Below are 21,818 nucleotides of genomic sequence, written 5' to 3'. Positions count from 1 at the left end.
CGTATGGCCGCACAGCAGCGCCTCGCGCGCCTGGCCAGGCTGGTTCCCGCCGGGAACTCGACCGCCGCGCGCACCCCCTTCGTCCTGCTGGTGGTCCTGCTGCTCGGCACCGGCCTGCTGGCCCTGCTGCTGCTGAACGCCTCGCTCAACAACGGGTCCTTCAAGCTGAGCCGGCTGGAGAAGCGGACCGAGGAGCTGACGGACCGGCAACAGGAGCTCCAGCAGCAGGTCGATGGCTACTCGTCCCCGGCCGAGCTGGAGAAACGTGCCCGCCGGCTGGGCCTGGTGCCCGGTGGCAACCCCGTCTTCCTCAACCCCGACGGCACCGTCCGCGGCAAGCCCGACAGCGAGCAGGTGGGCCCGTGAGTGAGCGTCCCCGCGACCCGGGCCGCGGCGCCGCCCGTCAAAGCACCGGGAAGAGCACCGGCGACAGCGCGGGCAAGAGCCCCCGGGGCGGACGGCAGCCCGCCGGGCGCTCCCGCGACCCGCGCCGGGTGCCCCGCCCCGCCAGATCCGCGCCGGCGCGCGCGCCCCGCGCCTCCCGCGGCGGCGGCCGTGGCGGCAGGCCCCCGCAGGGCGGCGGTGCCGCGCTGCGGCTGGCCAGCCCGCGCCCCCGGCTGCGGCTGGTCGCGGTCGGGCTGACGCTGGTGATGCTGGCCTTCACGGTGCGGCTGCTCCAGGTACAAGCCGTGGACGCGGACGCGTACGCCGAGAAGGCCGCCGTCAACCGCTATATGACCGTCCCGCTGGCAGCGGAGCGCGGCACCATCGAGGCGCGCGACGGATCGGCGCTGGCGACCACGGTCGATGCCTACGACATCACGGCCGACCCCTACCTCTTCACCCCGAAGCAGACCAAGACCGACGACGCTCCGGAGCGGGCGGCGAAGATCCTCGCGCCGCTCATCGGGCAGAAGCGCTCCGAAGTGGCCGAAAAACTCTCCCGGCGCGAGACCCGCTATGTGCTGCTCGCCCGCCAGCAGACCCCCAAGACCTGGCGTCAGATCAAGAAGCTCAAGGCCCGGCTGGCGGAAAAGGCCACCGGCGCGTCCGGGGGCGGGGCGTCCAACGTGCTCGCCGGTGTCTACCAGGAGAAGCACGCCAAGCGCGTCTACCCCAACAAGGAACTGGCCTCCTCCGTCCTCGGCTTCGTCAACTCCGAGGGCAAGGGCGGCGCCGGCGTCGAGGCCCTGCTCGACAAGGACCTCGCGGGCGAGGACGGCAAGATCACCTACGCCCAGTCCGGGGGCCGTCAGGTCCCCACGGCGGGTGTGCGCGAACAGGCGGCCAGGCCGGGCTCCGACATAGAGCTGACCCTCGACCGGGACATCCAGTGGTCGGCCCAGCGGGCGATCGCCGACCAGGTCGAGAAGTCCCACGCCGACAGCGGCTACCTCATCGTCCAGGACACCAGGACCGGGCAGCTGCTGGGCATGGCGAACGCGCCCGCCTACGACCCCAACGACATCTCCCGCGCGAAGACGGAATCCTTCGGCAACGCGGCCCTCCAGGACGCCTACGAGCCCGGCTCCACCAGCAAGCTCATGTCCATGGCCGCCGTCCTGGAGGAGAAGAAGGCCACCCCCACCACCGCCGTGACCGTGCCGAACCGGCTCAAGCGCGCCGACCGCGCCTTCGCCGACGACGTAGATCACGAGACCTGGCACCTCACGCTCAACGGCGTGCTGGCCAAGTCCAGCAACATCGGCACCATCCTCGCCACCGAGCAGCTCGGCCGCACCCAGAGCGAGGCCAACAAGGTGCTCTACAGCTATCTGCACAACTTCGGCATCGGCCGCCCCACCGGGCTCGGCTTCCCCGGCGAGACCGACGGCCTGCTGGAGAAGCCCGGGAAGTGGAACGACGCCCAGCAGTACACGATCCCCTTCGGCCAGGGCCTGTCCCTCAACGCCGTACAGGCCGCCTCCATCTACTCCACCATCGCCAACGGCGGCGAGCGGATCGCCCCCAGCCTCGTGCGCGGCACCACCGGCCCCGACGGCCGCTACAAGGCGGCGAAGCAGCCCGACCGGCGCCGGGTGGTGAGCGAGCGGACCGCCAGGACCCTCTCGCGCATGCTGGAGTCGGTCGTGGACGACATGGAGGGCACCGGCACCACCGCCAAGATCCCCGGCTACCGCGTCGCGGGCAAGACGGGTACGGCCAACCGGGTGGACCCGAAGACCGGCCGCTACCACGGCTACACCTCCTCCTTCGCCGGGTTCGCGCCCGCCGACAAGCCCCGGCTCACCGTCTACTGCGCGGTGCAGAACCCGAAGAAGGGCAGCTACTTCGGCAGCGACGTGTGCGGACCCGTCTACAAGAAGGTCATGAAGTTCGCCCTCAAGACCCTCCAGATCCCGCCGACCGGGGCCGGCCCCGCACGGCTCCCGGTTCTCGCGGGACACAAGCGGAACGGCTGACCCGTGCGCCACGTGAGAACGATCACTGAGAACGAGTGCAACCCGCAGCCCGGCCAGGGCCGGCCGCGCCCCTCGCTTCGCGGCACGGGCGCCCCGCCCGGTACGCTCACCGCCGTGCCACAAGCTGATCAGACCTCCCCCGAGTCCTTCCCTGGGCCGCCCCGCCCCGCGCGGGTCGCGCCCGTCCCGCTCGCGGAGCTGGCCCGACGGCTGGATGCCGACGACCCCGGCGCCGTGCTGAGCGGCGCCGCCGCCGAGGCGTCCGCCACCGGCATCACCCACGACTCCCGCGCGGTACGCCCCGGCGACATCTACGCGGCGCTGCCCGGAGCCCGGCTGCACGGCGCGGACTTCGTGGCGCAGGCCCAGAGCCTGGGCGCCGTCGCCGTCCTCACCGACCCGGGCGGCACCGAGCGCGCCGCCGCCACCGGCCTTCCGGTGCTGACGGTGCCCGACCCGCGCGGCCGGATGGGCGAACTCGCCGTGGCGATCTACGGGGAGCCGGGCCGCGATCTGCTCCAGATCGGCATCACCGGCACGTCCGGCAAGACGACCACCGCCTACCTCATCGACGGCGGGCTGCGGAAAGCGGCCGAGAAGGATGCCGCGAACGCGGGCAAGGCGCTGACCGGGCTGATCGGCACCGTCGAGTCCCGGATCGGTGACGAGCGCATCAAGTCCGAGCGCACCACCCCCGAAGCCACCGACCTCCAGGCGCTGTTCGCGGTGATGCGCGAGCGCGGCGTCCGCTCGGTCGCCATGGAGGTCTCCAGCCACGCGCTGGTCCTCGGCCGGGTGGACGGCTGCGTCTTCGACATCGCGGTGTTCAACAACCTCAGCCCCGAACACCTCGACTTCCACCCGGACATGGAGGACTACTTCCAGGCCAAGCGGCAGCTGTTCACCCCGGCACGCTCCCGCGCCGCCGTGGTCAACTTCGACGACGAGTACGGCTTCCGGCTGCTGGGCGAGCTGACGGAGGAGGGCCGCCCGGCCACCTCCTTCTCCGCCGAGGGCCACCCCGACGCCGACTGGCGGGCGCAGGATGTGGAGATCGGCCCGCTCGGCTCGACGTTCACCGCCGTCGGCCCCCAGGGGCAGACCGTGCCGGCGAGCGCGCCCCTGGCCGGTCCGTTCAACGTCGCCAACGCGCTCGCCGCGCTGACCGCGCTGGTGGCCGCCGGGATCGACCCGTACACCGCCGCCGAGGGCATCGGCGCCGTACCCGGCGTCCCCGGGCGCCTGGAGCGGGTGGACGCGGGCCAGGACTATCTCGCGATCGTGGACTACGCGCACAAGCCCGACGCCGTCGAGTCCGTCCTCTACGCCATCCGCAAGGTCACCGAGGGCCAGGTCCACGCGGTGCTGGGCTGCGGCGGCGACCGTGACCCGCACAAGCGCCTGGCCATGGGCGCGGCCCTCGCCCGCCTCTCCGACACGGCGGTCCTCACCTCCGACAACCCCCGCTCCGAGGACCCCCTCGCGATCCTCGCCACCATGCTCGCCGGGGCCGCCGAGGTCCCCGCCTACGAGCGCGGCACCGTGCTGGTCGAGGAGGACAGGGCCGCCGCCATCGCCGCGGCCGTGGCCCGCGCCCGGCCGGGCGACTCCCTCCTGGTGCTCGGCAAGGGCCACGAGCAGGGCCAGAACATCGCGGGCGTGGTCCGCCCCTTCGACGACAAGGACGTGCTGCGCAGGGCCATCCAGGAGCGCACGGCGGACGGGGCCTTCGCCGCACCGTCCGCCCCCACCGCCCACTCCGTGCCCTCCGCACCGCACGACCGCACCTCCGCCGCGGCCGAGAAGGCCGGGACAGCCGAGACACCAGACCAGGCAGACAACCAGAACCGATGATCCCTCTCTCCCTCGCAGAGATCGCCGCCATCACCGGCGGACGGCAACACGACATAACGGACCCGGAAGCGCGGATCACCGGACCCGTGGTGATCGACTCCCGGGAGGCGGGCCCCGGCGCGCTCTTCGCGGCCTTCGACGGTGAACGCGTCGATGGCCACGACTTCGCCGAGGCCGCCGTCGCCGCCGGCGCGGTCGCCGTACTCGCCACCCGGCCCGTCGGCGTCCCCGCGATCGTCGTGGACGACGTGACCCGCGCCCTCGGTGCCCTCGCCCGCCACTCCGTCCGCGCGCTCGGTACCCAGGTCATCGCGCTGACCGGCTCCAGCGGCAAGACGAGCACCAAGGACCTGACAGCGCAGCTCCTGGAGCGGCTGGGGCCGACGGTCTTCACGCCGGGCTCCCTCAACAACGAGATCGGGCTGCCCCTGACCGCGCTGCGCGCGGACGAGAGCACCCGGCACCTCGTGCTGGAGATGGGCGCCCGGGGCATCGGTCACATCCGCTACCTCACCGAGCTGACCCCGCCCCGGATCGGCGTGGTGCTGAACGTGGGCACCGCGCACCTGGGAGAGTTCGGCGGCCGGGAGCAGATCGCCAAGGCCAAGGGCGAGATGGTGGAGACCCTGCCCGCGGCGCGGGACGACGGGTCCGGCGGGGTCGCGGTACTGAACGCCGACGACCCGTTCGTCCGCGCCATGGCCGCGCGCACCGACGCGACCGTCCTCCGCTTCGGCGAAGATCCCGAAGCGGACGTACGAGCCGAAAACGTGCGGCTCTCGGAGCGCGGTACCCCCGCATTCCGCCTCCACACCCCCACCGGGTGCGGTGACGTGACCATGCGGCTGTACGGTGAGCACCACGTGTCGAACGCGCTCGCCGCGGCGGCCGTCGCCCACCAACTCGGCATGCCCGCCGGGGACATCGCCGAGGCGCTCTCCTCAGCCGGCAGCCTGTCGCGTTGGCGGATGGAGGTCACCGAGCGCGCCGACGGTGTCACGGTCGTCAACGACGCCTACAACGCCAATCCCGACTCCGTACGGGCCGCACTGCGCGCGCTCTCCTCGATGGGAGAGACGGCGAAGGCCAGGGGGGGCCGTACCTGGGCGGTGCTGGGCGAGATGGCCGAGCTGGGCGACGACGCTTTCGCCGAGCACGACGCGATCGGGCGGCTCGCCGTCCGGCTCAACGTCAGCAAGCTCGTGGCAGTCGGTGGCCGGGAGGCCGCCTGGCTCGACATGGGCGCCAAGAACGAGGGTTCGTGGGGTGAGGAGTCGGTGCACGTGTCCGACGCTGAGGCGGCCGTCGACCTGTTGCGCGGGGAACTGCGCGCGGGGGATGTCGTACTGGTGAAGGCTTCCCGTTTGGTCGGGCTGGAGAAGGTGGCGGTCGCTCTCCTGGACGAGAGCGCGAACTCCGGCGACGGGGGCGCCGCCCGATGAGGCAGATCCTTATCTCCGGGGTCATCGGACTGTTCCTGTCCCTGATCGGGACCCCGCTGCTGATCAAGCTGCTGGCGTCCAGGGGCTACGGCCAGTTCATCCGCGACGACGGCCCGCAGAACCACCACAGCAAGCGCGGCACCCCCACCATGGGCGGTATCGCCTTCATCCTGGCGACCCTGATCGCCTATGCGCTCACCAAGCTGGTCACCGGTGAGCCGCCCTCCTTCTCCGGTGTGCTGGTGCTCTTCCTGTTCGCCGGTATGGGCCTGGTCGGCTTCCTGGACGACTACATCAAGATCGTCAAGCAGCGCAGCCTCGGCCTGCGCGCGAAGGCGAAGATGTCGGGCCAGCTCATCGTCGGCGTCGCCTTCGCGGTGCTCGCGCTCAGCTTCGAGGACGCCCGCAAGCTGACCCCTGCCTCCTCCAAGCTCTCCTTCACCCAGGACTTCGGCTGGGCACTGCCCCCGGTCATCTTCGTGGTCTGGGCGCTGTTCATGATCCTGGCGATGTCCAACGGCGTGAACCTGACGGACGGCCTGGACGGACTGGCCACCGGAGCCTCGGTGATGGTCTTCGGCGCGTACGTCTTCATCTGCGTGTGGGAGTACCAGGAATCCTGCGCCCACATCGCCACCGCGGGCCCGGGATGCTATGAGGTACGAGATCCACTCGACCTGGCCGTGGTCGCCGCGGCCCTGATGGGCGCCTGTTTCGGCTTCCTGTGGTGGAACACCTCGCCCGCCAAGATCTTCATGGGCGACACCGGCTCCCTCGCCCTGGGCGGCGCCCTCGCGGGCCTGGCGATCTGCTCGCGCACCGAGCTGCTGCTGGCCGTCCTCGGCGGCCTCTTCGTCCTGATCACCATGTCCGTCGTCATCCAGGTGGGCTCCTTCCGGCTCACCGGGAAGCGCGTCTTCAAGATGGCGCCGCTCCAGCACCACTTCGAACTCAAGGGGTGGTCCGAAGTCCTCGTCGTGGTCCGCTTCTGGATCATCCAGGGCATGTGCGCCATCGTCGGCGTCGGCATCTTCTACGCGGGCTGGGCGGCGAGCAATTGAGCCCCGCGGACGCCACCGACTTCCGGAACGCCGCCGAGGCGGCCAAGGGTCTCGCCGGCCGCCGGGTGACCGTCGCCGGGCTCGGTGTCAGCGGGATGCCGGCGGCCAGGGCGCTGCACGGCCTCGGCGCCCGCGTCACGGTCGTCAACGGCGGTGACGGCGAGGGCCCGCGCCGCCAGGCAGCCGAGCTGGAAGCCCTGGGGATCACGGTGCGCCTCGGCGACGACCGCACCCTGCCCGAGGGCACCGAGCTGGTCGTCACCACCCCCGGCTTCAAGCCCGGCAGCCCCCTGTTCGAGGCGGCCGGGCGTGCGGGCGTGCCCGTGTGGGGCGATGTCGAGCTGGCGTGGCGGCTGCGCGGCCCCGACAGCCCGCCCTGGCTCGCGGTGACCGGCACCAACGGCAAGACCACCACCGTCCAGATGCTCGCGAGCATCCTGCGCGCGGCCGGATTGCGCACGGCGGCCGTCGGCAACATCGGCGTCTCCCTCATCGATGTCGTCCTGGAGCAGGAGCCCTATGACGGGCTCGACGTGCTCGCCGTCGAGCTGTCCAGCTACCAGCTGCACTGGGCCCCCAGCCTGCGCCCCCACTCCGCGGTCGTGCTCAACCTCGCCCCCGACCACCTCGACTGGCACGGCTCCATGGAGGCGTACGCCGCCGACAAGGGCCGCATCTACGAGGGCAACCAGGTCGCCTGCGTCTACAACGCGGACGAGTCCCCGTCCCAGGCGGGCGCCGGTCCGCGCACCGAGGACCTGGTACGCGCGGCCGACGTCGCCGAGGGCGCCCGCGCCATCGGCTTCACCCTCGGCGCCCCCGCCCCCTCCCAACTCGGCGTGGTGGAGGGCGTACTGGTGGACCGCGCCTTCGTGCCCAACCGGCACCAGCAGGCCCAGGAGCTGGCCGAGACCGGCGACATCCACCCGGCGGCCCCGCACAACATCGCCAACGCCCTGGCGGCGGCGGCCCTCGCCCGCGCCTTCGGCGTCCCGGCCACGGCCGTACGCGACGGGCTGCGGGCCTTCACCCCGGACGCCCACCGCATCACCCACGTCGCCGACACCGGCGGCATCGCGTGGGTGGACGACTCCAAGGCCACCAACACCCACGCGGCCGAAGCCTCCCTCGCCGCCTACGACCCGATCGTGTGGATCGCGGGCGGCCTCGCCAAGGGCGCGGCCTTCGACGAACTGGTCGCCGCCTCGGCCCCGCGGCTGCGCGGCGCCGTACTGATGGGCGCCGACCGGCACCTGATCAGGGAAGCGCTGGCGCGACACGCCCCCGATGTGCCGGTGACCGACCTGGAGCGCACGGACACTGGGGCGATGGCGGAGGCCGTCCGCGCGGCGAAATCCCTGGCGCGTCCGGGAGATACCGTACTGCTTGCCCCCGCGTGCGCCTCGATGGACATGTTCGTCAACTACAACGCGCGGGGCGACGCGTTCGCCGAGGCGGTCCGGGCACTCGCGTCCGCCGAAGGCCACAGCGAGGAGTAGCCCCGCAGTCCCCGCCGACCGAGGACGCGGGTGAGACGGAGGGGAAACGGATGACGGCGCGTTCCGCCAAACCGCCCACAGCACGGCGCGCGGGCGCCCAGCCCGCGCCCGTGCGTCCGCCCCGGCGCCCCAGTACGCCTCGGGGCCCCTCCGGACCGCGGCTCTTCTTCGAGCGCGCCCGGCGCACCTGGGACCGCCCGCTGACGGCCTATTACCTGATTCTCGGCGGCAGTCTGCTCATCACCGTGCTCGGCCTGGTGATGGTCTTCTCCGCCTCGCAGATCCAGGCCCTCCAGTCGGGCCTGGCCTCCACCTACTTCTTCCGCAAACAGCTGGTGGCCGCCGTCTTGGGTACCGCCTTGCTGTTCGCCGCCGCACGGATGCCCGTACGGCTGCACCGGGCGCTGGCCTATCCGCTGCTGATCGTCTCCATCTTCCTGATGTGCCTGGTCCAGGTCCCCGGTCTGGGGCAGGAGGTGAACGGCAACCGGAACTGGATCTACTTGGGCGGCCCCTTCCAGCTCCAGCCCAGCGAGTTCGCCAAGCTCGCGCTCGTCCTGTGGGGCGCCGACCTGCTCGCCCGCAAGAGCGACAAGAGGATGCTCACGCAGTGGAAGCACATGCTGGTGCCGCTGGTGCCCATGGCGCTCCTGCTGCTCGGGCTGATCATGCTGGGCGGTGACATGGGCACCGCCATCATCCTCACGGCCGTCCTCTTCGGACTGCTGTGGCTGGCGGGCGCGCCCACCCGGCTGTTCACCGGCGTGCTCGCGGTGGCGTTGACCGTGGGTGCGTTTCTCGTCACATCCAACCCGAACCGGATGGCCCGCCTCGGCTGCATCGGTGCCACCGACCCCGGCCCCGACGACCAGTGCTGGCAGGCCGTGCACGGCATCTACGCGCTGGCCTCGGGAGGCTGGTTCGGTTCCGGGCTCGGCGCGAGTGTGGAAAAATGGGGCCAACTCCCCGAACCGCATACCGACTTCATCTTCGCCGTGACCGGGGAGGAACTCGGTCTGGCGGGGACTCTGTCGGTGCTCACTCTCTTCGCGGCTCTAGGCTATGCGGGTATCCGCGTGGCCGGACGCACGGAGGACCCCTTCGTGAGGTATGCCGCGGGAGGCGTGACCACCTGGATCATTGCCCAGGCAGTGATCAACGTAGGTGCGGTGCTCGGCCTGCTGCCGATCGCCGGGGTCCCGCTCCCGCTGTTCTCCTACGGAGGATCCGCCCTGCTGCCGACGATGTTCGCTGTCGGACTGCTGATCGCCTTCGCGCGCAGCGACCCGGCGGCGCGCGCTGCACTGGCCGTGCGGCAGCCCGCCCTGCGGCAGCGCACGTCACGGGGAGGGCTGGCAGGGGTGCTGCGAATCCCGGGGGGCACCCCCCGCCGGAAGAGAGAGAAGACGATGAGACGGCGCGCTTCACGGCCGCCGTCCGGAGAGCGGTGAATCAGCGTGCACGTCGTACTCGCCGGTGGGGGGACCGCCGGCCATATCGAGCCCGCGCTCGCCCTCGCGGACGCCCTGCGCAGGCAGGACCCGACCGTGGGGATCACGGCGCTCGGTACGGAGCGCGGACTGGAGACGCGACTCGTGCCGGAGCGCGGCTACGAACTGGAGCTGATCCCAGCAGTCCCACTGCCCCGTAAGCCCACACCCGAGCTGATCACCGTGCCCGGTCGGCTGCGCGGCACCATCAAAGCGGCCGAGCAGGTACTGGAGCGCACCAAGGCGGACGTCGTGGTCGGCTTCGGCGGCTACGTGGCGCTGCCCGCCTACCTGGCGGCCAAGCGCGTGGGGGTGCCCATCGTGATCCACGAGGCCAACGCCCGCCCCGGCCTCGCCAACAAGATCGGCTCCCGCTACGCGGACACCGTGGCGGTCTCCACCCCCGACAGCAAGCTGCGCGGCGCCCGTTACATCGGCATCCCGCTGCGCCGCGCCATCGCGACGCTCAACCGCGGTGCCGTACGCCCCGAGGCGCGCGCCACGTTCGGGCTCTCCCCGAACCTGCCGACGCTGCTCGTCTCGGGCGGCTCGCAGGGGGCGCGGCGGCTCAACGAGGTCGTCCAGCAGTCCGTTCCGCACCTCCAGCGCGCCGGGATCCAGATCCTGCACGCCGTCGGTCCCAAGAACGAACTCCCCCACGTGGACCACATGCCCGGAATGCCACCGTATGTGCCGGTACCTTATGTGGACCGGATGGACCTCGCGTACGCCGCGGCCGACATGATGCTCTGCCGTGCGGGCGCGATGACCGTCGCGGAGCTGTCGGCCGTCGGGCTGCCCGCCGCCTACGTCCCGCTGCCCATCGGCAACGGCGAACAGCGGCTGAACGCCCAGCCGGTCGTCAAGGCGGGCGGCGGACTGCTCGTCGATGACGCGGAGCTGACGCCGGAGTGGATCCAGAGCAACGTGCTCCCGGTCCTCGCCGACCCGCAGCGGCTGATGGGCATGTCGCGAGCGGCAGCCGAGTTCGGCCGCCCGGACGCCGACGAGCTGCTGGTCGGCATGGTGTACGAGGCGATCGCCGCACGCCGCCAGGGCTGACCCGGCGCGGGCGCGCAGCGGCGGCGGAGAGAGAGCAGGGTGGTCCCGTGGCAAGAGGCGTCAAAGCTGCTGGCAGGGCCGAGGCGGCCGAGGCGGCCGAGATGGACGGAGCCGCGGGACCGCAGCGCACCACCGGCCGGGGCGGGCGCCCGAACGCCCGCAGCGGGCCCGGTGACCCGCCGCCCGGCGACGGCCAGGAGGTGCGCCGCCCCCGGCTGCCGCGCCGGCTCGCCGTGCTGCTCGTCCTCGTCCTGGCCGCCCTCCTCGGCGGCTTCGGCACCTGGGCGCTGTACGGCTCACCCTGGCTGCGGGTGGAGCAGGTCGGGGTCGAGGGCAACCGCGTGCTGCACAAGAGGGAGATCGTGCGCGCCGCCGCCGTCCCCGAGGGCGCTCCGCTTGTGACGGTGGACACGGCGGAAGCGGAACGCCGCGTGCGCGCCGCGCTGCCGCGCGTGCGCGAGGTGCGGGCGGAACGCTCCTGGCCGCACGAAATCGCGCTCAATGTGACCGAAAGGCGCCCACAACTCGCCATGGAGAGCGCCGGAAAATACCTCGAACTGGACTCGGAGGGCGTGCGGTTCGCCACGGTCGCGAAGCTCCCGAAGACGGTTCCGCTTCTGGTGCTGGAACAGGGCGGCCCGGACGCGGCGGCACACTTCTCCCCGGCCCGGCTTCGCAGAGAAGCCGTACGCGCGACGGCGGCGCTCCCGCATTCCGTACGCCGGGACACCCGCACCGTCCGGGTCCGTTCCTATGACAACATCACGATGGAGCTGACCGGGGAGCGCGAGGTGCGATGGGGGAGTGCGGAGCGAGGCAAGGCGAAGGCCAAGAGCCTCACCGCCTTGATGAAAGCGGCCGAGGACGCCGAGCACTTCGACGTGAGCGTCCCCAGCGCCCCGGCCGCGTCGGACAGTTGACCGCGCGTCTTCCGGCTGACTTCCGGCGGAGGTCAGCCGCGCGCCGCGGCCCCGCGCCCGGCGTTGGGGTGCTCTCACCATTTGGCCGGGCCGCGTCAGTTGACGCGCATACGTGCTGGTGAGCACCCTGGATGGCTACTGCTTGGCCTGATCACATAGGGTGAAAAGAAAAACGGGAGGTTCGGCGTGTTCGTTGAACACCCACCACTTGTCGACTTAGTGTCCGTTCCGAAGAGTCCAAGTAAGACAGGCACTGGTAACCCTAAACTTCGGACTTAGGGTTCGGGTCGGCGTTCGAACCGCCCCACAGGGATACGTAACTCGAGGCGAGAGGCCTTCGACGTGGCAGCACCGCAGAACTACCTCGCAGTCATCAAGGTCGTCGGTATCGGCGGCGGTGGCGTGAATGCCATCAACAGGATGATCGAGGTCGGTCTCAAGGGCGTCGAGTTCATCGCGATCAACACTGACGCGCAAGCCCTGTTGATGAGCGACGCCGACGTCAAGCTCGATGTGGGCCGCGAGCTGACTCGCGGCCTCGGCGCCGGCGCGAACCCGGATGTCGGCCGCAAGGCCGCCGAGGATCACCGCGAGGAGATCGAGGAGGTCCTCAAGGGGGCCGACATGGTCTTCGTGACCGCAGGCGAGGGCGGCGGCACCGGCACCGGCGGCGCCCCGGTCGTGGCGAACATCGCCCGCTCGCTCGGCGCCCTGACGATCGGCGTCGTCACCCGCCCGTTCACCTTCGAGGGGCGGCGCCGCGCCAACCAGGCCGAGGACGGCATCGCCGGCCTGCGCGACGAGGTCGACACCCTGATCGTCATTCCGAACGACAGGCTGCTGTCCATCTCGGACCGTCAGGTGAGCGTGCTCGACGCGTTCAAGTCGGCGGACCAGGTGCTCCTCTCCGGTGTCCAGGGCATCACCGACCTCATCACCACCCCCGGTCTCATCAACCTCGACTTCGCCGACGTCAAGTCCGTGATGTCCGAGGCGGGCTCCGCGCTCATGGGTATCGGCTCGGCCCGGGGCGACGACCGCGCGGTGGCGGCGGCCGAGATGGCCATCTCCTCCCCGCTGCTGGAGGCGTCCATCGACGGGGCCCGCGGCGTGCTGTTGTCCATCTCCGGCGGCTCGGACCTCGGCCTGTTCGAGATCAACGAGGCCGCCCAGCTCGTGAGCGAGGCCGCACACCCCGAGGCGAACATCATCTTCGGCGCGGTGATCGACGACGCACTCGGTGACGAGGTGCGGGTCACCGTCATCGCCGCCGGCTTCGACGGCGGGCAGCCGCCGTCCAAGAAGGGCGAGAAGGCACTCGGTTCGACCTCGCCCTCCGCTTCCTCCTCGTACAAGGACGAGCCCGCCGAGCCGGAGCCCGAGCGGCCCTCCTTCGGCGGCCTGGGTTCGCTCACCCCCCGCGAGGAGGACCAGCCGCTGCGCCCGGAGCCCTCGCCGGTCGGCGAGGTGCCCTCGCAGCCCACCACGCCGCAGGTCCCGCCGCCGGCCCGCCCCTACACGGACAGCCAGGCGGAGGAGCTGGACGTGCCGGACTTCCTGAAGTGATGCCGGGCCCTTCGACGTGATAGCGAGGCAAGAGACGGTCAGCGGCGCGCACTTCGCCTTCACCGACAGGTGGGGCGGGGTGAGCGCCGCTCCGTATGAGGAGCTGAACCTGGGCGGGGCCGTGGGCGACGACCCGGGGGCCGTACGGATCAACCGGGAGCGCAGCGCGCACGCGCTCGGGCTGTCACCCGACGAGGTGGTGTGGATGCACCAGGTCCACGGGCGCGATGTCGCCGTCGTGGACGCTCCGTTCGGTGCCGACGCACCCGCGGTGGACGGGGTGGTCACGGCGCGGCGCGGGCTCGCGCTCGCCGTGCTCACCGCCGACTGCACCCCGGTGCTGCTGGCCGATCCGGTCGCGGGCGTCGCCGGCGCCGCGCATGCCGGGCGGCCCGGAGTGCTGGCGGGGGTGACGGGCGCGACGGTGGAGGCCATGACGAAACTGGGTGCCCGTCCGGAGCGGATCGTCGCCCGTTTGGGCCCGGCTGTGTGCGGCCGGTGCTACGAGGTGCCGGAGGAGATGCGAGCCGAGGTCGCCGCCGCCGTTCCCGAGGCGTACGCGACGACGCGGCAGGGCACTCCGGCCGTGGACATGGCCGCTGGAGTGCGCGCTCAGCTCGCCCAAGCGGGTGTCACAAGATGGGAACAGTCTTCCGTATGCACCCTGGAATCGGGTGATCACTTCTCGTACCGGCGGGACAAGACGACGGGGAGGCTTGCGAGTTATGTCTGGATCGAGGGGGATTGAGCCGTGATGACGGAAGCGGTGCCCGAGCCCTCCGAGGCGGCTCGCAAGGCGGAGCTGAGCGAGAACCTCGCCCGGGTGGAGGAGCGCATCGGCAGCGCTTGCGTCGCGGCGGGGCGTAAGCGCGAGGATGTGACCCTCGTCGTGGTCACCAAGACCTACCCCGCCGGTGACGTACGGCTGCTGGCCGAGCTGGGGGTGCGGCACGTCGCGGAGAACCGGGACCAGGACGCCGCGCCCAAGGCGGCGGCCTGCGCGGACCTGCCGCTCACATGGCACTTCGTAGGACAGCTCCAGACCAACAAAGCCCGTTCCGTTGCTGGTTATGCCGATTTCGTGCACTCCGTGGACCGGGTCCGGCTCGTCTCGGCGCTCTCCGCCGCGGCGCTGCGCGCCGAACGCGAACTGGGATGCCTGATCCAGGTGGCATTTGACGCAGAGTCAGGTTCGGTCGCGGCCCGGGGTGGTTCAGCGCCCGACGGGGTGGCGGCACTCGCGGAGGCGGTCGCAGATGCCCAAGGGCTGCGGCTGGACGGAGTGATGACGGTGGCTCCGCTGGAAGGGCCCCTCGCGGGCCGTCCCGGCGAGGCTTTCGAGCGGCTGGTGGAAATCTCAACCAGCCTGCGAGCGGCGCATCCTGCTGCCACCATGGTCTCGGCTGGGATGAGCGCGGATCTGGAAGAGGCGGTGCGGGCCGGTGCGACACATGTGCGCGTCGGCAGCGCGGTGCTCGGAGACCGACCCCGGCTCGGGTAACGTCGCCAAGCAAGTTGGACCACAGCAGAATATATGGTCATTTCCGCCGGGAACGGCCGGTCGGAGAGGCTGCGTGGATCCAGGGCCACCGGTGACGGTGACGGAGTCGATCCACCACAGAGCGGAGGACGCAGAGAATGGCCGGCGCGATGCGCAAGATGGCGGTCTACCTCGGCCTCGTGGAGGACGATGGGTACGACGGCCGGGGATTCGACCCCGACGACGAGTTCGAGCCCGAGCCGGAGCCCGAACGGGACCGACGGCGATACCCGTCGGAACAGTCACACCACTCCCTCCAGAAGACCGAACCCGACGAGCCGGTGAGGGTCGTTCACCCCCCGGCGCAGCGTGAGCGGGAGCAGGAGCCGGCTGTCGCGGTTGCTGCTGAAAGCGGACGAGCCGGGAGAATTGCTCCGGTGTCATCCATCACACCTGAACGTCAGAACGTGGAGAAGAGTGCGCCGGTGATCATGCCCAAGGTCGTATCCGAGCGGGAGCCGTATCGGATCACCACGCTGCACCCTCGGACCTACAACGAGGCCCGTACCATCGGGGAACACTTCCGTGAGGGCACTCCGGTGATCATGAATCTGACGGAGATGGACGACACCGATGCGAAGCGACTTGTCGACTTTGCGGCTGGTCTGGTCTTCGGTTTGCACGGCAGTATCGAGCGGGTGACGCAGAAGGTGTTCCTGCTGTCTCCTGCTAACGTCGATGTCACGGCGGAGGACAAGGCCCGCATCGCAGAGGGCGGGTTCTTCAACCAGAGCTGAGACGCAGGACCGAGGAACAGGCCGTGAGGCCGCACGTGGCACCCAGGGGAGAGGGACGCGCAGATGAGAACCGCACTGGACGTGGTCCAAGTCGCGCTGTACTGCTTCCTGCTCGTGCTGATCTTCCGGCTGGTGATGGACTACGTCTTTCAGTTCGCCCGCTCATGGCAACCCGGCAAGGCGATGGTGGTCGTTCTGGAGGCCACCTACACTGTCACCGATCCGCCACTCAAGCTTCTGCGGCGGTTCATCCCACCGCTGCGCTTCGGGGGCGTGGCGCTCGACCTGTCCTTCTTCGTGCTCATGATCATTGTCTACCTCCTGATCAACGTCATGGGCTGGCTGTGAACGATCGGAACGGTCTTGCCGATATGCCGACGACTTACGTTGAGGTGAAGAGATGTCCCTGACCCCCGAGGACGTGCGGAACAAGCAGTTCACGACCGTCCGTCTCCGTGAAGGCTATGACGAGGACGAGGTCGATGCCTTCCTCGATGAGGTCGAAGCAGAGCTGACCCGTCTGCTGCGGGAGAACGAGGACCTGCGTGCCAAGCTGGCAGCAGCGACCCGTGCAGCCGCACAGAATCAGCAACAAGGCGGGATGCGAAAGCCTCCTGAACCTCATCAGGATCGGCAGCAGCAAGGCGGGGCCCCTGTGCCCGCCGCCATATCCGGACCGCAGCCCGTCCCGCCCCAGCAGCAGGGCATGGGCGGTCCGCCGCAGCTTCCCGGTGGCCAGCCTCAGCTGCCCGCCGGTCCCGGTGGCCCTGGCGGCCCCGGTGGGCCCGGCCCGCAGCAGGGCGGCCCGATGGTTCCCGGTGGCCACCCGCAGCAGGGTGGTCCGATGGGTCCTGGCGGTCCCGGTGGACCCGGTGGACCCGGCCCGCAGGGCGGTCCGCCCCAGATGCCCGGCCAGAACAACGACAGTGCCGCTCGTGTGCTGTCGCTGGCGCAGCAGACCGCCGACCAGGCGATCGCGGAGGCCCGTTCGGAGGCCAACAAGATCGTCGGCGAGGCACGCAGCCGCGCCGAGGGCCTGGAGCGCGACGCTCGGGCCAAGGCCGACGCACTGGAGCGGGACGCACAGGAGAAGCACCGCGTGGCGATGGGCTCGCTGGAGTCCGCTCGCGCCACGCTGGAGCGCAAGGTCGAGGACCTGCGCGGCTTCGAGCGTGAGTACCGCACGCGACTGAAGTCCTACCTGGAGAGCCAGCTGCGTCAGCTGGAGAACCAGGCGGACGACTCGTTGGCCCCGCCGCGGACGCCCGCGACCGCCTCGCTGCCGCCGTCGCCCTCGATGGCCACGGCCGGCGCACCGGCTCCCGCGGGTGCCGGTGCCGGGACCATGGGCGGGCACCAGTCGATGGGTGGCAACGGGCACTCGATGGGCGGCCACGGCGGTCCTGCCGGTGCTCCGCACACCCAGGGCGGGCAGCAGTCCTATGGCGGGCAGCAGCAGATGTCGCCCGCGATGACGCAGCCGATGGCTCCGGTGCGGCCCCAGGGCGGCCCGCAGCCGGCGCAGCAGGCGCCTTCGCCGATGCGGGGCTTCCTCATCGACGAGGACGACAGCTGACGCTGACGCCGACGCAGTTCAACGGGCCGGGCCCGAGAGCTTCTCGCTCTCGGGCCCGGCCCGTTTTCGGCTTCCGCGCTTCCGCTCCCGCCCGTCGGGGGCCGGGCGGGGTGTGAAGGGCCCCCCGCCCGGCGCCCGCTCGGGGTGCTGGGCCTGCCGCGCCGTCGGCCCCGCTACTGCTTGCGGAGGCGGAACTTCAAGGCGAGGGGCTCGTCCTCGAAGGTGGGCCCCGCCAGCTCTTCGGGGGCGCCCTGGGCGAAGTCCGCTGCCAGGACCTCCTCGGCGATGAGAGCCGCGTGCTCGCTCAGGGCCTGGGAGACCTCCTCGTCCGCCGACTGCCAGCGCAGCGTGATGCGGTCGGCCACATCCAGGCCCGAGTTCTTGCGGGCCTCCTGGATGAGGCGGATGACGTCCCGGGCCAGGCCGGTACGCCGCAGCTCGGGGGTGATCTCCAGGTCGAGGGCTACCGTGGCGCCCGGGTCGGAGGCCACCGACCAGCCCTCGCGGGGCGTTTCGGTGATGATGACCTCCTCGGGGGAGAGCGGCACCGTCCCGCCGTCCACCTCGACCGACGCGGTGCCCTCGCGCAGGGCGATGGACAGCGCCGCGGCGTCCGCCTCGGCGATGGCCTTGGCGACGGACTGGGTGTTCTTGCCGAAGCGGCGGCCCAGCGCGCGGAAGTTGCCCTTGGCCGTGGTGTCCACCAGCGAGCCTCCCACCTCGGAGAGCGAGGCCAGCTCGGCGACGTTCAGCTCCTCGGTGATCTGGGTGCGCATCTCGGGGGAGAGGGTCTCGAACCCCTGGGCCGCGATCAGCGCGCGGGTCAGCGGCTGCCGGGTCTTGACACCGGATTCCGCACGGCTCGCGCGGCCCAGTTCGACCAGGCGGCGCACCAGCAGCATGTCCTGGGACAGCTCCGGGTCGATCTTGCCGAGGTCGGCCTCGGGCCAGGCGGACAGGTGGACCGAGTCGGGCGCGCCCGGGGTGACGGGAACGATCAGGTCCTGCCACACGCGCTCGGTGATGAACGGGGTGAGCGGGGCCATCAGTTTGGTGACCGTCTCGACCACCTCGTGCAGGGTGCGCAGCGCGGCGGGGTCGCCCTGCCAGAAGCGGCGGCGGGAGCGGCGTACGTACCAGTTGGACAGGTCGTCCACGAAGGTGGACAGCAGCTTGCCGGCGCGCTGGGTGTCATAGCCGTCCAGGGCGATGGTGACCTGGTCGACCAGGGCGTGCAGTTCGCTCAGCAGCCAGCGGTCCAGCAGCGGGCGCTTGCCCGGCGCCGGGTCGGACTCGGAGGGGGCCCAGCCGGACGTACGGGCGTAGAGGGCCTGGAAGGCGACCGTGTTCCAGTACGTCAGCAGGGTCTTGCGGACGACCTCCTGGATGGTGCCGTGGCCCACCCGGCGGGCCGCCCAGGGGGAGCCGCCCGCGGCCATGAACCAGCGCACCGCGTCGGCGCCGTGCTGCTCCATGAGGGGAATGGGCTCCAGGATGTTGCCCAGGTGCTTGGACATCTTGCGGCCGTCCTCGGCGAGGATGTGGCCCAGGCAGACGACGTTCTCGAAGGAGGACTTGTCGAAGACCAGGGTGCCGACCGCCATCAGCGTGTAGAACCAGCCGCGGGTCTGGTCGATGGCCTCGGAGATGAACTGGGCGGGGTAGCGCCCCTCGAACAGCTCCTTGTTCTTGTACGGGTAGCCCCACTGTGCGAAGGGCATCGAGCCCGAGTCGTACCAGGCGTCGATGACCTCGGGGACGCGCTGGGCCGTCAGCTCGCAGCCGTCCTGGGGGCAGCCGAAGGTGACCGCGTCGATGTAGGGGCGGTGCGGGTCCAGGCCGGACTGGTCGGTGCCGGTCAGCTCGCTCAGCTCGGCGCGGGAGCCCACGCAGGTGAGATGGCCGTCCTCGCAGCGCCAGATGGGCAGCGGGGTGCCCCAGAAGCGGTTGCGGCTCAGGGCCCAGTCCACGTTGTTGTGCAGCCAGTCCCCGAAGCGGCCGTGCTTGACCGAGTCGGGGAACCAGTTGGTCGCCTCGTTCTCCCGCAGGAGGGCTTCCTTGATCTGGGTCGTACGGATGTACCAGGAAGGCTGCGGGTAGTAGATCAGGGCCGTGTGGCAGCGCCAGCAGTGCGGGTAGCTGTGCTCGTAGGCCACGTGCCGGAAGAGGATGCCGCGCGCGTCCATGTCGGCGACGAGGGCTTCGTCCGCCTTCTTGAAGAACTGGCCGCCGACGAGGGGGATGTCGGCCTCGAAGGTGCCGTCGGGGCGTACGGGGACGACCGCTTCGATGCCGTTGGCTCTGGCCACCCGGAAGTCGTCCTCACCGAAGGGCGCCAGGTGCACCATGCCGGTGCCGTCCTCGGTGGTGACGTAGGTGTCGTTGACGACGAAGTGGGCGCCGGGGATGTCCACCAGGTCGAAGGGGCGCTGGTAGGTCCAGCCGTTCATCTCGGCGCCGGTGAAGCGCTGGTCCGTGGCCTGCCAGCCTTCGCCGAGCGCCTGCTCCAGCAGGGGCTCCGCGACGACGATCTTGTCGGTGCCGTCGGTGGCGACCACGTAGGTGACCTCGGGGTGCGCGGCCACGGCGAGGTTGGAGACCAGGGTCCAGGGTGTGGTCGTCCAGATCATCAGCGACGCCTCGCCCGCCAGCGGGCCGGAGGTCAGCGGCATCGTCACATAGACGGAGGGGTCGATGACCGTCTCGTAGCCCTGCGCCAGTTCGTGGTCGGACAGGCCGGTGCCGCAGCGGGGGCACCAGGGGGCGACGCGGTGGGACTGGACGAGCAGGCCCTTGTTGAAGATCTCCTTCAGCGACCACCAGACCGACTCGATGTACTCGGGGTTCATCGTGCGGTAGGCGTCGTCCAGATCGACCCAGTAGCCCATGCGGGTCGTCAGCTCGGCGAAGGCGTCGGTGTGCCGGGTCACCGACTCGCGGCACTTGGCGTTGAACTCCGCGATGCCGTAGTTCTCGATGTCCTGCTTGCCGTTGAAGCCCAGCTCCTTCTCGACCGCCAGCTCCACCGGGAGGCCGTGGCAGTCCCAGCCCGCCTTGCGCGCCACGTGGTAGCCGCGCATGGTGCGGAAACGGGGGAAGACGTCCTTGAAGACCCGGGCCTCGATGTGGTGGGCGCCGGGCATGCCGTTGGCGGTGGGGGGGCCCTCGTAGAAGACCCATTCGGGGCGGCCCTCGGACTGTTCGAGGCTGCGGGCGAACACCTTGCTCTCGCTCCAGAAGTCGAGCACCGCGCGCTCCAGCGCTGGCAGGTCGACCTGGGCGGGCACCTGGTTGTATTGCATCGTCGGGGCTTCCTCCGGCGGACATCGAGAAGAGGCTGGTCTTCGTCTTCCGTCGGAGGGACGAGGCGGCTGCCCTGACGGCAGCGGACCCCGCGGTACCACCCTCCTTGGCGGCGGGCCGTGCCCTCCGCCCCCTCATTGGGACAGCGCTGCCGGGTCTACTCGCTCGGGGGAGCTTTCTTCCGGCGGCTCGGGGGTGATCTTCACGTCGCGCTCGCCCCCGGGCTTCCACCGCCCCCGGGTCGCTCATGGCCGCATACGGACGCTACTCGTCCCCTTCAACGCCTCTCGCCGCCCCCAGTGTACGGGGCTGCGCGGGGCGCGGCGGAGCGGTTTTCGAGCGGCCGGGCGGGGCACAACGCTTGCAGACCGGCGTGCCCCGTTGCCGAGCGCCTGAAGTCGATTTATCGTTCCGGACACGTTTCGCGAGCAAGATCACAAAATGTGAAGGGGCCGCGGTCATGGTGGCGAGAGAGAGCGCCGCGAAGAAGACGGCAGCAAAGAAGACCACACACAAGGCCGCGGAAAAGAAGACCACACACAAGGCCGCGGAAGCGAAGAAGGCCCCCGGCAAGGCGGCGCCGGGCAAGAAGACCGCCCCCAAGGCGGCACCGGCCAAGAAGGCGGTGGCGAAAGAGACGGCGGCCGGGAAGGCTCCGGCCGAGGAGGTCGCCGGGGTGGAGGGGGCCGTGACGTCCGCAGGGGCGACGGGGTCCGGCGGGGCGGCCCGGGAGGCGGAGCCGGGGCAGGTGCGGGAGGCGGTCTCGGCGTCACAGACGGCAAGGCCGCCCCGGAAGCGGAAAGCGGCGAAGAAGACGACGGGAGCCAAAACGGTGGCTGCGAAGAAGACTCCGGCGGCGGCGAAGGCCGAGGCAGTACCCCCGGCGCGGACCGCCGGAGAGCCGGTGCCCGCCGGTGAACTGGCGGTGCGTCCGGGCGAGGACCCCTGGACTCCGGAAGAGGCCGAGGAGGCCCGTGCGGGGCTGCACGCGGAGGTCGAACGGCTCCGTGCGGAGATCGCCAGCTCGGAGGAGGCCCTCAACGGCCTGATGCGGGACTCGGGAGACGGCGCGGGGGACGACGACGCCGACACCGGGACCAAGAACATCACGCGGGAGCACGAGATGGCGCTGGCCGCCAACGCTCGCGAGATGCTCTACCAGACCGAACGGGCGCTGGAGCGGCTGGATGCCGGCACCTACGGGCTGTGCGAGAACTGCGGCAATCCGATCGGAAAGGCCAGAATGCAGGCGTTTCCCCGGGCCACCCTGTGCGTCGAGTGCAAGCAGAAGCAGGAGCGCCGCTGACCGCCGGTGAACCATGCCGTACAGGTGTGTCGTACCCTC

Annotated in this window: 17 protein-coding genes; 16 read left to right on the top strand and 1 reads right to left on the bottom strand. The window is 70.9% G+C overall.

Going from position 1 to position 21,818, the window contains the following annotated elements:
• The first annotated feature begins 3 nt into the window (after positions 1–3).
• From ftsL to ABD339_RS05525, 15 genes are all read left to right on the top strand, one after another.
• Complete coding sequence (gene ftsL, locus ABD339_RS05595) at positions 4–366, top strand: cell division protein FtsL (RefSeq protein ID WP_344562758.1); 363 nt, start codon at positions 4–6, stop codon at positions 364–366.
• Complete coding sequence (locus ABD339_RS05590; protein WP_344562757.1) at positions 363–2,423, top strand: peptidoglycan D,D-transpeptidase FtsI family protein; 2,061 nt, start codon at positions 363–365, stop codon at positions 2,421–2,423. Before ftsL ends, ABD339_RS05590 begins: the two co-directional genes overlap by 4 nt.
• Positions 2,424–2,435: 12 nt before the next feature.
• Positions 2,436–4,277 carry a UDP-N-acetylmuramoyl-L-alanyl-D-glutamate--2,6-diaminopimelate ligase gene (locus ABD339_RS05585; protein ID WP_425575892.1) on the top strand — a complete coding sequence of 614 codons (1,842 nt, stop codon included), beginning with the start codon at positions 2,436–2,438 and terminating at the stop codon, positions 4,275–4,277.
• Complete coding sequence (locus ABD339_RS05580) at positions 4,274–5,719, top strand: UDP-N-acetylmuramoyl-tripeptide--D-alanyl-D-alanine ligase (RefSeq protein ID WP_344562753.1); 1,446 nt, start codon at positions 4,274–4,276, stop codon at positions 5,717–5,719. Before ABD339_RS05585 ends, ABD339_RS05580 begins: the two co-directional genes overlap by 4 nt.
• Positions 5,716–6,780 carry a phospho-N-acetylmuramoyl-pentapeptide-transferase gene (gene mraY / locus ABD339_RS05575; RefSeq protein WP_344562751.1) on the top strand — a complete coding sequence of 355 codons (1,065 nt, stop codon included), beginning with the start codon at positions 5,716–5,718 and terminating at the stop codon, positions 6,778–6,780. The genes ABD339_RS05580 and mraY overlap by 4 nt, the downstream gene beginning before the upstream one ends.
• A 95-nt stretch (positions 6,781–6,875) precedes the next feature.
• Positions 6,876–8,279, top strand: coding sequence for a UDP-N-acetylmuramoyl-L-alanine--D-glutamate ligase (murD, locus tag ABD339_RS05570; RefSeq protein ID WP_344563085.1), 1,404 nt, complete (start codon positions 6,876–6,878; stop codon positions 8,277–8,279).
• A 50-nt stretch (positions 8,280–8,329) separates the two neighbouring features.
• Complete coding sequence (gene ftsW, locus ABD339_RS05565; protein ID WP_344562749.1) at positions 8,330–9,730, top strand: putative lipid II flippase FtsW; 1,401 nt, start codon at positions 8,330–8,332, stop codon at positions 9,728–9,730.
• Positions 9,731–9,736: 6 nt separating this feature from the next.
• Complete coding sequence (gene murG / locus ABD339_RS05560; RefSeq protein WP_344562747.1) at positions 9,737–10,831, top strand: undecaprenyldiphospho-muramoylpentapeptide beta-N-acetylglucosaminyltransferase; 1,095 nt, start codon at positions 9,737–9,739, stop codon at positions 10,829–10,831.
• 101 nt (positions 10,832–10,932) lie between these two features.
• Entirely contained in the window at positions 10,933–11,751 is an 819-nt protein-coding gene (locus tag ABD339_RS05555; protein WP_425575904.1) for a cell division protein FtsQ/DivIB, read from the top strand.
• Between the two features lie 342 nt (positions 11,752–12,093).
• Entirely contained in the window at positions 12,094–13,317 is a 1,224-nt protein-coding gene (gene ftsZ / locus ABD339_RS05550) for a cell division protein FtsZ (protein WP_344562743.1), read from the top strand.
• Between the two features lie 16 nt (positions 13,318–13,333).
• On the top strand, positions 13,334–14,065 hold the full coding sequence (pgeF, locus tag ABD339_RS05545; protein WP_344562741.1) for a peptidoglycan editing factor PgeF: 732 nt from the start codon (positions 13,334–13,336) through the stop codon (positions 14,063–14,065).
• Positions 14,066–14,071: 6 nt separating this feature from the next.
• Positions 14,072–14,818, top strand: coding sequence for a YggS family pyridoxal phosphate-dependent enzyme (locus ABD339_RS05540; protein WP_344562739.1), 747 nt, complete (start codon positions 14,072–14,074; stop codon positions 14,816–14,818).
• A gap of 137 nt (positions 14,819–14,955) precedes the next feature.
• On the top strand, positions 14,956–15,594 hold the full coding sequence (locus ABD339_RS05535; protein ID WP_344562737.1) for a cell division protein SepF: 639 nt from the start codon (positions 14,956–14,958) through the stop codon (positions 15,592–15,594).
• Between the two features lie 63 nt (positions 15,595–15,657).
• A complete protein-coding gene (locus tag ABD339_RS05530; RefSeq protein WP_344562735.1) occupies positions 15,658–15,942 on the top strand; it encodes a YggT family protein in 285 nt (94 codons plus the stop codon).
• A 52-nt stretch (positions 15,943–15,994) separates the two neighbouring features.
• A complete protein-coding gene (locus ABD339_RS05525) occupies positions 15,995–17,170 on the top strand; it encodes a DivIVA domain-containing protein (RefSeq protein WP_344562733.1) in 1,176 nt (391 codons plus the stop codon).
• 173 nt (positions 17,171–17,343) lie between these two features.
• On the opposite strand, the gene ileS is transcribed toward ABD339_RS05525, so the two are convergent.
• Entirely contained in the window at positions 17,344–20,472 is a 3,129-nt protein-coding gene (ileS, locus tag ABD339_RS05520) for an isoleucine--tRNA ligase (protein ID WP_344562731.1), read from the bottom strand.
• A gap of 461 nt (positions 20,473–20,933) precedes the next feature.
• Between ileS and ABD339_RS05515 the strand changes: the two genes are divergently transcribed.
• A complete protein-coding gene (locus ABD339_RS05515; protein ID WP_344562729.1) occupies positions 20,934–21,779 on the top strand; it encodes a TraR/DksA family transcriptional regulator in 846 nt (281 codons plus the stop codon).
• The last annotated feature ends 39 nt before the right edge of the window (positions 21,780–21,818 follow it).

It is taken from the genome of Streptomyces axinellae, from assembly GCF_039532135.1.
GTDB lineage: Bacteria > Actinomycetota > Actinomycetes > Streptomycetales > Streptomycetaceae > Streptomyces > Streptomyces axinellae.
This window is presented reverse-complemented; position numbering and strand designations above follow the sequence as displayed.